Genomic DNA, 12,051 nt, shown 5'->3' with positions numbered 1-12,051 from the left:
CGGTGGGCGTGGACATGGCCGCGTACAAGGCGGAGTTCCTCGACCGGCACTGGGCGGGCCGGATCCGGCCCGCCCAGTGCCGGTCGAGGAACTCCGCCTTGTACGCGGCCATGTCCACGCCCACCGGGCAGTCGCTGCGGCAGCCCTTGCAGCCCAGGCACAGGTCGAGGGCCTCCGCCACCTCCGCCGAGCGCCAGCCGTCCGGGAGCAGCTCCCCGGCCAGCATCTCGTGCAGCAGCCGCGCCCGGCCCCGGGTGGAGTGCCGCTCCTCGCCCGTGACCCGGTACGAGGGGCACATCACCCCGGCCGCACCCGGATCCGCGGACCGGCACTTGGCGACGCCGACGCAGCGGGCGACCTCCGCGGCGAGCCCGGAGCGCGGCAGGACCTCGAAGCGGAGGTTCTCGTCGAGCCGGGCGGGCCGGACGAGGATGCCGGGGTTCATGCCCCGGCGCGGGTCCCACACGTCCTTGTACCGGCCGAACAGGTCGATCACCCGCGGCCCGTACATCCGCGGCAGCAGCTCCGCCCGCGCCTGCCCGTCCCCGTGCTCCCCCGACAGCGAGCCGCCGTGCGCGACGACCAGGTCGGCGAGGTCGCCCGAGAACGCCCGGAAGCGCGCCACCCCCTCCCGGGAGACCAGGTCGAAGCCGATCCGCACGTGCACGCAGCCCTCGCCGAAGTGCCCGTACGGGGTCCCGCGCAGCCCGTGCGCGGCGAGCAGCGCCCGGAACTCCCGCAGGTACGCCCCGAGCCGGGCCGGCGGCACCGCGCAGTCCTCCCAGCCGGGCCAGGCCAGGCCGCCGCCCGGCAGCAGGGTGGCGGTGCCGGCGGCGTCCTCCCGGACCCGCCACAGCGCCCGCTGCCCGGCCGGGTCGGCGACGACGAGCGCGTCCAGCGCGTCCGCCGCGCGGGCGAGGCGCCGCGCCGCCGCCTCGTCGGGCATCTCGGCGAACAGCCAGGCCGCGCCCCGGGGCAGGAGTCCCGCGCCCGCGGCGCCGGGCACCAGGTCCTCGGCCATCCCCTCGACGGTGAGCGGCCCGTACGGCAGGAGGCCCGCCGCCGCGTCCGCGGCCGCGCCCTCGTCGGCGTACCCGAGGACCGCGAGGGCCGGGGCGGCCGGCGCCTCCACGAGGCGGACCACCGCCTCGGTGACCACGCCGAGGGTGCCCTCGCTGCCGCAGAACGCGCGGGCCACCTGCACCCCGTGCTCGGGCAGCAGCGCGTCCAGGCCGCCGTAACCGGAGATCCGCCGGGTGAACCGCGGGCCCGGGCCGACGGCGGATCCGGGGCCGGCGGCGGCCATGCCGGTGCGCAGGACGTCCAGATGCCCCGCCACCAGTTCGCGCAGCCCGGCCGGCGCCCCCGCCCAGCCGGCGCCGATGCGGTGCACGGCGCCCCCGTACGCGACGACCTCCAGCTCCGCCACGTTGTCCGCGGTGGTCCCCCAGGCCACCGAGTGGGCCCCGCACGCGTTGTTGCCGATCATCCCGCCGAGGGTGCAGCGCGAGCGGGTGGACGGGTCGGGGCCGAAGGCCAGCCCGTGCGGCCGCACCGCCTCCCGCAGCCGGTCCAGGACGAGTCCCGGCCGGACGACGGCGGTCCGGGCCGACGGGTCCACCGACACCAGGGCGTCCATGTGCCGGGTCAGGTCCAGCACCACGCCCGTGCCCGTCGCCTGGCCGGCGATGGAGGTGCCGCCGCCGCGCGGCACGACGGGGACGCCGGCGTCCGCGCAGATCCGCAGCGCCTCCGACACGTCCGCCGTGTCGCGCGGCGCGACCACCCCGAGGGGCACCCGCCGGTAGTTCGACGCGTCCATCGTCACCAGGGCGCGCGCCCCGGCCCCGAAGTCCACCTCCCCTCGCAGTGCGTCCCGCAATGTCCGCTCAAGGCCACCGGAATCGCTCACCCCCTCACCCTTCCACCGTGCGACGCTCGTCTCACCGGGTGGACGCGCCTCCGACGGACGGTCCGCGACCGGATACGCTCCGCCCGTGGCTGAGATCCAGATTCCCGCTGACATCAAGCCCGCCGACGGACGCTTCGGCGCGGGCCCCTCCAAGGTGCGGACCGAGGCGCTGGACGCCCTCGCCGCCACCGGTACCTCCCTGCTCGGAACCTCCCACCGCCAGGCTCCGGTCAAGAACCTGGTCGGCTCGGTACGCCAGGGCATCCGGGACCTCTTCTCCCTGCCCGAGGGCTACGAGGTGGTCCTCGGCAACGGCGGCTCCACCGCCTTCTGGGACGTCGCGACCGCCGGCCTCATCGAGCGCAAGTCCCAGCACCTGGCCTTCGGCGAGTTCTCGTCGAAGTTCGCCAAGGCCGCCAAGCTGGCGCCGTGGCTGGACGAGCCGTCCGTGATCTCCTCCGAGCCCGGCACGCACCCGGACCCGGTCGCCGAGGCCGGCGTGGACGTGTACGCGTACACCCACAACGAGACCTCCACGGGCGTCGCCGCCCCGATCCGGCGAGTCGACGGCGCCGACGCCGGTTCGCTCGTCCTGGTGGATGCCACCTCGGGCGCCGGCGGCCTCCCCGTCGACATCACCGAGACCGACGTCTACTACTTCGCCCCGCAGAAGTCCTTCGCCTCCGAGGGCGGCCTGTGGCTCGCGGCGTTCTCCCCGGCCGCCCTGGAGCGCGCCGCGCGCGTCCACGCCTCCGGCCGGCACATCCCCGAGTTCTTCTCCCTGCCGACCGCGATCGACAACTCCCTGAAGAACCAGACGTACAACACGCCGTCCCTGTCGACGCTGTTCCTGCTGGACCAGCAGCTGAAGTGGATCAACGGCCAGGGCGGCCTGGACTGGGCGACCGCCCGCACGGCGGCCAGCGCCCGCACGCTGTACGGCTGGGCGGAGGCCTCCAAGTACGCCGCCCCGTTCGTCGCGGACCCCGCCAAGCGGTCGTCCGTCATCGGCACGATCGACTTCTCCGACGACGTCGACGCCGCGGCCGTCGCCAAGGTGCTCCGCGCCAACGGCATCGTCGACACCGAGCCGTACCGCAAGCTCGGCCGCAACCAGCTGCGCGTCGCGATGTTCCCCGCGATCGACCCGGCGGACGTCGAGGCGCTGACGGCCTGCATCGATTACGTGATCGAGAAGCTCTGACGGATCCCCGTCCCGCCGGTCCCCCGGCCCGCCCCGGGCGGGGCGGGCCGCCTCCGGAGCCGCCGCCTCCTGCGCGCCGCCCGGTGCCGTACTGGTGCAGAGCTGGCTCGCCCGCGTCACCGTGCCGCCCTCCCTCGCCGCGCTGCTCGGCGTGCGCGGCGGCGAGCGCACCCTGGTCCACCACCGCCGCGAGCGCGGCCCCGCCGGGCAGACCCTCCAGCACGCCGTCACCTACGTCTGCCCCCGCGCCCTGGCCGAGGAGCCCGGGCTGGCCGGCTACCGCCGTACCGCGGCCGTACGCGACGAGGACCCCGGGCCCCTCGACCGCTGGCTCGACCGCGCCGCCCGGGAGGGGCGCGTCGCCGAGACCATCACCATGACCCTCTCCCACCGCCAGGCGTCCGCGGCCGCAGCAGGCGGCCTGTCCGTGCGCCGCACCCTGCACGACGACGCCGGCCGGCTCCTCGCCGTGACCGACCTCTCCTTCCCCACCTGGGACCGGCTGACCTTCCACCGCGACCGCGCGGTCAGCGGATTCCAGGTCAGCTGACGCACCGGCCCGCCGGCCGCCGCCACCGGAGGGCCGCCGCAGCGTGCGGGATGCCCCGGTACCCACCGGATCCCCGGCTCCCGCGGCCCGTACCCGCATGCCGGCGCGCCCCACCCGTCGGCACGCACCCGTCGTCACGCGCCGTCCGCTCCCGGCCCGCCGCTCCCGGTCCGCATCCGTTTCCGGCTCCGCGTCCGAAAGATCGTACGCGCGCGCGGATAACCCGGGCGTGCATAACCGGCAAATCTTGACGTACCCCAGGTGGAGCGACAAACATCGGGTCGAAAGTCAAGGTCACGCGCCGCAAGCCGACAAGCCCAAGGAGCGAAAACCGCATGCGAGCCCCTGCCCACACACCCGCCGCCGAAACCGCCGCAGTGCCCCGCCCCCGCGCCGCCTCCGCGGCGCCCGGGATCGCGGACCTGCCGCGGATCGAGGAGCCGAGGGAGGTGGCACCGGCCGACGCGCGCGAGCTCTCCCGGGTCTTCTTCAGGCGGCTCCACGAACTCGAAGAGGGCACCCCGGAGCGTCGGTACGTCCGCAACACGCTCATCGAGATGAACGCCTCCCTCGTCCAGTACGCCGTGCGCCGCTTCCGCGGCCGGTCCGACGCCGAGGACATCGAGGACCTCGTCCAGGTCGGCACGATCGGACTCATCAAGGCGATCGACCGCTACGACCCCTCCCGCGAAACCGAGTTCGCCACCCTCGCCATGCCGTACATCACCGGCGAGATCAAGCGGCACTTCCGCGACACCACCTGGGCCGTCCGCGTCCCGCGCCGCCTCCAGGAACTGCGCATCGAGATCGCCAAGGCGAAGGAGGAGCTGACCGGCTCCCTCGACCGCTCGCCCACCGTCGCCGACCTCGCCGCGCACCTCGACCTCACCGAGGAGGAGGTCGTCGAGGGCCTCTTCGCCGCGAACGGCCACACCAGCGGCTCCCTCGACGCCCCGCAGCCCGCCTTCAGCGAGTCCGGAGGCGACCCCGCCGAGGGCCAGACGCTCGCCGACGTCATCGGCGCCGAGGAGCCCGCCCTGGAACGCGTCGAGGACCTCCAGGCCCTCGCGCCCCTGCTGGAGCGGCTCAGCGCCCGCGAGCGCCGCATGCTCCAGCTCCGCTTCGGCGACGAGCTCACGCAGGCGCAGATCGGCGCCGCTCTCGGCATCTCCCAGATGCAGGTGTCGCGGCTGCTGACGCGCGTCCTCGCCCACCTGCGGGCCTCCATGCTGGCGGACCCCGGCGAGGACGGCGCCGCCCGCGGCTGACCGTCGGGCCGCCGCCCGCGATGTGGCCGGGATCACCCGCGGCCCGCGGCGCCGGTGATCTTCACCACATCCGCGCCGCACCCCCGCGTGAGGTGGGTCACCAGGGCGTTTGTCCCGGTTCGAGCCGGGCAGCGGAGCCACCGGAGCGCACCCCTCCGCCGGTCGTGGCACGGCCGGCGGCAGGGGGCGGGCGGATCCCGCACCGCTCCACGGCCCGCCTCCGCACCCGACCCGCGCCGGCACGGGCCGTACCCGTACGACCCGTGAGGTGCATGTGTCCACGCTCCAGGCCGAACACGTCTACAAGGTGTTCGGAAGACGACCCGGCGCGGCGGTCCGCGCGCTCCGAGACGGCGCGAGCCGCGAGGAGCTGCGCGCCGACGGAGTGACGGCCGCCGTGATCGACGCCTCCTTCCGCGTCGAGCCCGGCGAGATCTTCGTCATCATGGGGCTGTCGGGATCGGGCAAGTCCACCCTGCTGCGCATGCTCAACGGCCTGCTCGAACCCACCGAGGGGCGCATCCTCTTCGACGGCCGCGACCTCACCGCCCTCTCCCGCCGCGAGCTGCGCCACGTCCGCTCCACGAAGATCAGCATGGTCTTCCAGCACTTCGCGCTCTTCCCGCACCGCAGCGTCCTGGAGAACGCCGCCTACGGCCTCGAGGTCCAGGGAGTCGACCGCGCCGACCGCGAGCGCCGCGCCGCCGAGGCCCTGGAACTCTGCGGGCTCTCCGGCTGGCAGGACTCCTGGCCCGACGAGCTGTCCGGCGGCATGCAGCAGCGCGTCGGCCTCGCCCGCGCCCTCGCCACCGACGCCGACCTGCTGCTGATGGACGAGTCCTTCAGCGCCCTCGACCCGCTGATCCGCCGCGACATGCAGGACCAGCTGCTCGAACTGCAGAAGACCCTCGGCAAGACGATCGTCTTCATCACCCACGACCTCAACGAGGCCATGCGCCTCGGCGACGGCATCGCCGTCATGCGCGACGGCCGCATCGTCCAGCAGGGCACCGCCGAGGACATCCTCACCCGCCCCGCCGACGACTACGTCGCCTCGTTCGTCCAGGACGTCGACCGCTCCCGCGTGCTGACCGCCGACGCCGTCATGACCGGCCCCGACACCGGCGCCGCCTGCTCCTGCGGCTGCCCGACCGTCACCGCCGACACCCCGCTCGCCGACCTGTGCGCCGTCAGCGCCCGCGTCCCGCACCCCGTCGCCGTGACCGACACCGACGGCGCCGTCGTCGGCACCGTCGCGCAGGACCGGCTCGTCGCCGTCATCGGCGACGAGCACCGGGCCCCCGTACGCTGCGAGGAGGCGGCCGCCTGATGCCCCGTCTGAACCCCGGCGCCTGGGCCGACTCCGCCGTCGACTTCCTCCAGCGGCACCTGTCCTGGCTCTTCGACGCCGTCAGCGCCGTCGTCACCGGCCTCTACGACGGCATCCACGCCGTGCTGTCCGCCCCGGCCCCGCTGCTGCTCGCCGGCCTGCTCGCCGTCGCCGCCTGGTGGCTGCGCGGGCTCCTCGCCGCCGTGCTCGCCTTCGCCGGACTCGCCCTCGTCGACTCCGTCGGCCTGTGGTCCGACGCCATGGCCACCCTGTCCCTGGTCCTCGTCGCCACCCTGGCCACCCTCGTCATCGCCGTCCCGATCGGCATCCAGGCGGCCCGCTCGCCGCGGCTCGGCGCCGCCCTGCGGCCCGTCCTCGACTTCATGCAGACCATGCCCGCGATGGTGTACCTCATTCCCGGCGTCGTCTTCTTCGGCGTCGGCGTGGTCCCCGGCATCATCGCCACGATCGTCTTCGCACTGCCGCCCGGCGTCCGCATGACCGAGCTGGGCATCCGCCAGGTCGACCCCGAACTCGTCGAAGCCGCCGACGCCTTCGGCACGACCCCGCGGAACACGCTCCTGCGGGTCCAGCTGCCGCTCGCCCTGCCCACCGTCATGGCCGGCGTCAACCAGGTCATCATGCTCGGCCTGTCCATGGTGGTCATCGCCGGCATGGTCGGCGGCGGAGGCCTCGGCGGCGCCGTCTACAAGGCCATCGGCAACGTCGACATCGGCCTCGGCTTCGAGGCCGGCCTGTCCATCGTCATCCTCGCCATGTACCTGGACCGGATGACCGCCGCCCTCGGCCGCCAGGTCTCCCCGACCGGCCGCCGCGCCCTCGCCCGGGCCCGCTCCGCGGCCACCGGCGCCGCCCGCCTGTGGCAGCACCGCCCCCAGCCCGCCTACGCGGTCACCGCCGCGGCCGTACTGGCCCTCCTCGCCGGCGGACTGCACACCTTCGGCGGAGCCTCGAACGGCCCCGCGGCCGCCGCCGGACCCGGCAAGGGCCGCACCCTCACCATCGGCTACATCCCGTGGGACGAGGGCATCGCCTCCACCTACCTCTGGAAGGAGCTGCTGGAGCGCCGCGGCTTCCGCGTCGAGGCCAAGCAGCTGGAGCTCGGCGCGCTCTTCACCGGCCTCGCCGGCGGCCGCGTCGACTTCCAGACCGACGCCTGGCTGCCCGTGACGCAGGCCTCGTACTGGGAGAAGTACGGCGACCGGATCGACGACCTCGGCGCCTGGTACGGGCCGACCTCCATCGAACTGACCGTCCCCTCCTACATGAAGGACGTCCGCTCCCTCGCCGACCTCAAGGGCAAGGGCGACCGGTTCAAGGGCCGCATCATCGGCATCGAGCCCAGCGCCGGCGCGATGGGCATCCTCAAGGACCGGGTCCTGAAGGAGTACGGCCTGGAGGGCGAGTACGAGGTGGTCGACGGCTCGACGCCCGGCATGCTCGCCGAGCTCCAGCGCGCCCAGGCCAAGCAGGAGCCCGTCGTCGTCACCCTGTGGTCCCCGCACTGGGCGTACGCCTCGTACGACCTGCACAAGCTGGAGGACCCCCGCAAGGCCTGGGGGCAGGGCGACGGCATCCACACCCTCGCCCGGAAGGGCTTCGCCCAGGACGAGCCCGAGGTGGCGGCCTGGCTGCGCTCGTTCAAGCTGGACGAGAAGCAGCTGACCGGCCTGGAGGCGAAGATCCAGGCGGGCGGCAAGGGCAAGGAGCAGGAGGCCGTGCGCGCCTGGCTCGCCGAGCACCCGGAGGTCGCCGAGGCGGCGACCGCCTGACGCCGCCCGACCCGCCGACCCCACGGCCGCCCGCGCCCCGCCCTCCGCCGGCGGGGGCGCGGGCGGCCGCGCCTGCCGGTGCGGTCAGGGACCCGCCCGTGCGCGGCGGGACGGTCCGTGGCACAGTGCCAGCACGACGCCCGCCGGGACCAGGAGCCGCCATGCCCGATCCGCACCCCGTGCCGCCGCTCGCGGCGGTCCCGGAGCCCGGCCCGAAGCGCGGCCCGCAGCTCGGCCCGCAGACACGGCCCGAGCCGGGCCCGCTGCCGCGCTGCCCCGTGTGCGCGCGTCTGCCGGAACGTATCTCCTGGCGGCAGCAGCCCGGCCGGCCGGTGGTCCTCGCGTTCGACCCGTGCGGCCACCGGCACACCTCGCCGGCCGCGCCCGTCCTGGCCGTCACCCCGCCTCGGCCGCCGGCGCCCCGCCGCCCCTGACGCCGGCGGTGCCCGCGGCGCGGCGGACGGCGTGCCGCAGACTGGTGCGGTGATCACCGCGCAGCCCGTCCTCGAGGTCCACCGCCTGGACGGCTTCTCCCTGTGGCCCGCCGCCTTCCCCGAGGAGCCGTACGTCCTCCTGCCGCTCGGTGCGGACCTCTCGCCCGCGGAGGTCGGCGCCGTGGTGGCCTGCCTGGCCGACGCCCACGCGGAGGCCCCCGGCGCCGAGGCGGACCCCGCCGCGGGCACGGAAGCGGCCCCGGAACCGGACGGGGACCCGGCCGGAACGTTCCTGCGAGGCCTGCTCGCCGTCGGCGAGGACCTCCACCTCGCCGGAGGGGTCCGGATCGCCGACACGGCCACCGGCGCGGTCGTCGACCCGGGCTGCTGCCACGGCCTCCAGGAGTGGGGCACCTGGCGGGAGTTCGCCGCCGGTTCCGCCTCCTGCTCCGGCTGGTTCGGCCACTCCCCGACCCCGGAGGCCCGCCTCGACGGCGGCACCGTCCGCCTCACCGCCGACACCGACTCCGCGGCGAGCCCCGTCATCGAGCTGCCGCTGCCTGAACTGCACCGCCTGCTCGACGGCGTCGCAGACCGGCTGCACGGCTTCCTCGCACGCGTACGGGACTGGGCGGCCCACCAGGCCCCCGCCCACGCGGCCCCGCTGTACGCCGTCCTGGCCGCGGCGCTCTTCCCTCCCATCCCGGAAAACACGTGGTCGGCGACGGTGCGGCGGGGGTAGCGTCCGGGTCCCGGCAGGCCGCCACGGGGCGGCCGCCCCGTACGGAAAGAGCGGTTCCATGACCGAGCGGCAGGCCACGACGACCCTCTGGCGCCCCACCGGCCCCGAGGAGCTGGACCTGGTCCGCGCGCTCGACTGGCGCGCCTGGCCGCCCCGCCTGCCGGAGCAGCCGATCTTCTACCCCGTGCTCGACGAGGAGTACGCGGTGCGGATCGCCCGTGACTGGAACGTCCCGCACTCCGGCGCCGGCTTCGTCACCCGCTTCGAGGTCGACTCCGCCTTCCTGAGCCGCTACCCCGTCCGCCAGGCCGGCGGCCGGACCATTCTGGAGCTGTGGGTTCCGGCCGAGGAGCTGGAGGAGTTCAACGCCCACATCGTGGGGCGCATCGAGGTCGTCCACGCGTTCGCATGAGCCGTTCCGTATGAGCCGCAAGCGGCGGGATCCGGTCCGCGCTATGCGCAAAGCTGCGTGACAAGAGCCGACTTCGAGCATCTTCCTTCACGGGATCTCCCTCGGGCGCTATGTTGCCGTGCGCATGCCACATCGGTGTGTCCGTCCCCACGGACCGCACGAGGAGCTGCCCGATGACAGTGATCAGCGTCCGCACCACTCCGCGCAGGCGACGGCGCAGCCTCCGGGCCGCGCTGCTCGCCGGACTCCTCGCCGTGGCGGGCCTCGCCGGCGCCGGACCGGTCGCCGGCAGGGCGGCAGCCGCCGCCCCGGAGCCCGCCACGGCCGGCAACGCCACCGGCATCACCCGCTCCGGCAACACCTTCACCGTGACCTCCACCAGCGGCGCGAAGGCCCGCGTGGTCGTGGCCCGCGCCGACATCTTCCGCCTCTGGCTCTCGCCCGACGGCCGCTTCGCCGACGACCCGGCCGGCTCGGACCTGGCCCGGACCACGGACTTCGGACCCGTCCAGGCCGCAGTCACCGACGCGGGCGGCCACTGCCGCATCACCACGCCCGCCCTGAACATCCGCGTCGACAAATCGCCGCTGAAGTTCTCCGTCTACCGGGCCGACAACCGCACCCTCGTCTGGGAGGAGAGCCGGCCCACCTCCTGGACCGCCACCCGCACCACCCAGTACCTCTCCCGCGGCGCCGCCGACATGCCCTCCGGCTGGTTCCTCCCCAACGACGGCTACGGCTGCGGCTACACCGAACCCCTGAAGGCGACGGTCGACGCGCTCGCCGCGAAGGGCTTCCGCACCGGCCTGTGGACGTCGACGGGGCTGACCCGCATCGCCGAGGAGGTCGCCGCCGGCTCCCGCGCGGTCAAGACGGACGTGGCCTGGATCGGCGGCGGCTACAAGAACGCGTTCGCGGGCGTCCAGCAGGCCGTCGACGGCATCGAGAAGAACTCCGACGCCCGCCGCTTCGTGTGGACGGTCGACGGCTGGGCCGGCACCCAGCGCAACGCCGTCGTCTGGACCGGCGACACGCACGGCACCTGGGACGACATGCGCTGGCACGTCCCCGCCATCGCCGGCGCCGGCCTGTCGGCCCTCAACCACGCCGCCGGCGACGTCGACGGCATCTTCGGCGGCAGCCCGCAGACGTACGTGCGCGACCTGCAGTGGAAGTCCTTCACCCCGGTCTTCATGACCATGTCGGGTTGGGGCGCCACCCATCCGGAGCCCGGCTACCGGGACAAGCAGCCCTGGCGGTTCGAGGAGCCGTACCGGTCGATCAACCGCCGCTACCTGCAACTGAAGATGCGGCTGATGCCGTACCACTACACGATGAGCCGCACCGCCCACGAGACCGGCGTCCCCGCCACCCGCGCGATGGTCCTGGAGTACCCCGACGACCCCGTCGCCCGCGGCAACCTCACCAGCGGCCAGTTCATGGCGGGCGACTCCTTCCTCGTCGCGCCCGTCGTCTCCGAGACAGCCGTCCGCGACGGCATCCACCTGCCCGCCGGGACGTGGACCGACTACTGGACGGGGAAGACGTACGCCGGCCCCGGCCGGCTGGACGGCCACCGGGCGCCGCTGGACACCCTCCCGCTGTTCGTCAAGGGCGGCGCGATCGTGCCGATGTGGCCGCAGATGAACCACACGGGCGAGAAGCCCGTCTCCACCCTCACCTACGACATCCACCCCCGCGGGTCGTCCTCGTTCAGCCTGTACGAGGACGACGGCCTGACCCGCGCCCACCAGTCCGGCGCCTACGCCCGCCAGCGCGTCGACGTCTCCGCACCCGCCTCCGGCGCCGGGACGGTCACCGTCTCCGTCGGCGCGCCGACCGGCAGCTACTCGGGCAAACCGGCCTCCCGCGGGTACGAGCTCACCCTCCACGTGCCCTCCGCACCCGCCCGGGTGGACCTCGACGGCGCGCCGCTCACCCGCCGCGCCTCCAAGGCCGCCTTCGACGCCGCCGCGACGGGCTGGTTCCACGACCCCGCCGACCGCGGCGGCATCCTGTGGGTGAAGGCGGGCTCGCAGGCGGGCGCGTTCACCGTCACCGCGAGCGGCACGTCCGTCCCGGACGCCGAACCGGTCCCCGCCGCCTCCGCACCGATCCCGCAGGCCGACTGGCGCCTGCTGTCCGCGGACAGCCAGGAGACCGCCGCCGAGAACGGCGCCGCGGCCAACGGGTTCGACGGGAACCCGGCCACGATGTGGCACACCGCCTGGTCCGGCTCCGCACCCGCCGCACTCCCGCACGAGATATCCGTCGACCTCGGCGCCCGCCACACCGTGGACGGCCTCGGCTGCCTCCCCCGCCAGGACGGCGGCGCCAACGGCCGCATCGGCCGATACGAGCTCTACGTCTCCGACGACCCCGCGCACTGGGGCCCGCCGGCCGCGA

The 12,051-nt window shown here is 74.7% G+C and carries 10 protein-coding genes; 9 read left to right on the top strand and 1 reads right to left on the bottom strand.

What is annotated here, in order from left to right; translation table 11 throughout:
* Positions 1 to 1,822 (bottom strand): FAD-binding and (Fe-S)-binding domain-containing protein (locus EF903_RS18575; RefSeq protein ID WP_260615563.1); only part of this gene is annotated, 1,822 nt, incomplete at its 3' end.
* 175 nt (positions 1,823 to 1,997) lie between these two features.
* Here EF903_RS18575 and serC point away from each other — a divergent pair.
* From serC to EF903_RS18530, 9 genes are all read left to right on the top strand, one after another.
* Positions 1,998 to 3,116 (top strand): phosphoserine transaminase, encoded by a 1,119-nt coding sequence (serC, locus tag EF903_RS18570; protein ID WP_125544602.1) that lies wholly within the window; start codon positions 1,998 to 2,000, stop codon positions 3,114 to 3,116.
* Positions 3,117 to 3,210: 94 nt separating this feature from the next.
* Entirely contained in the window at positions 3,211 to 3,666 is a 456-nt protein-coding gene (locus tag EF903_RS18565; protein ID WP_125544600.1) for a hypothetical protein, read from the top strand.
* A 335-nt stretch (positions 3,667 to 4,001) separates the two neighbouring features.
* Positions 4,002 to 4,934, top strand: coding sequence for a SigB/SigF/SigG family RNA polymerase sigma factor (locus EF903_RS18560; RefSeq protein ID WP_125544598.1), 933 nt, complete (start codon positions 4,002 to 4,004; stop codon positions 4,932 to 4,934).
* 274 nt (positions 4,935 to 5,208) lie between these two features.
* On the top strand, positions 5,209 to 6,264 hold the full coding sequence (locus tag EF903_RS18555; RefSeq protein WP_125544605.1) for a glycine betaine/L-proline ABC transporter ATP-binding protein: 1,056 nt from the start codon (positions 5,209 to 5,211) through the stop codon (positions 6,262 to 6,264).
* A complete protein-coding gene (locus EF903_RS18550) occupies positions 6,264 to 8,057 on the top strand; it encodes an ABC transporter permease/substrate binding protein (protein ID WP_125544596.1) in 1,794 nt (597 codons plus the stop codon). The genes EF903_RS18555 and EF903_RS18550 overlap by 1 nt, the downstream gene beginning before the upstream one ends.
* 161 nt (positions 8,058 to 8,218) lie before the next feature.
* The gene (locus EF903_RS18545; protein WP_125544594.1) at positions 8,219 to 8,491 is read left to right on the top strand and encodes a hypothetical protein; all 273 of its coding nucleotides are present in this window, start codon (positions 8,219 to 8,221) and stop codon (positions 8,489 to 8,491) included.
* 49 nt (positions 8,492 to 8,540) lie between these two features.
* Entirely contained in the window at positions 8,541 to 9,233 is a 693-nt protein-coding gene (locus EF903_RS18540) for a hypothetical protein (protein WP_125544592.1), read from the top strand.
* 58 nt (positions 9,234 to 9,291) lie between these two features.
* Positions 9,292 to 9,645, top strand: a complete 354-nt coding sequence (locus EF903_RS18535) for a hypothetical protein (RefSeq protein ID WP_125544590.1) — start codon at positions 9,292 to 9,294, stop codon at positions 9,643 to 9,645.
* A gap of 173 nt (positions 9,646 to 9,818) precedes the next feature.
* Positions 9,819 to 12,051: TIM-barrel domain-containing protein (locus EF903_RS18530; protein ID WP_125544588.1), on the top strand; the 2,233-nt coding region annotated here is incomplete at its 3' end.

Origin of the sequence: Streptomyces sp. WAC05292 (assembly GCF_003949955.1) — a bacterium.
GTDB classification, from domain to species: Bacteria; Actinomycetota; Actinomycetes; order Streptomycetales; family Streptomycetaceae; genus Streptomyces; species Streptomyces globosus.
This window is presented reverse-complemented; position numbering and strand designations above follow the sequence as displayed.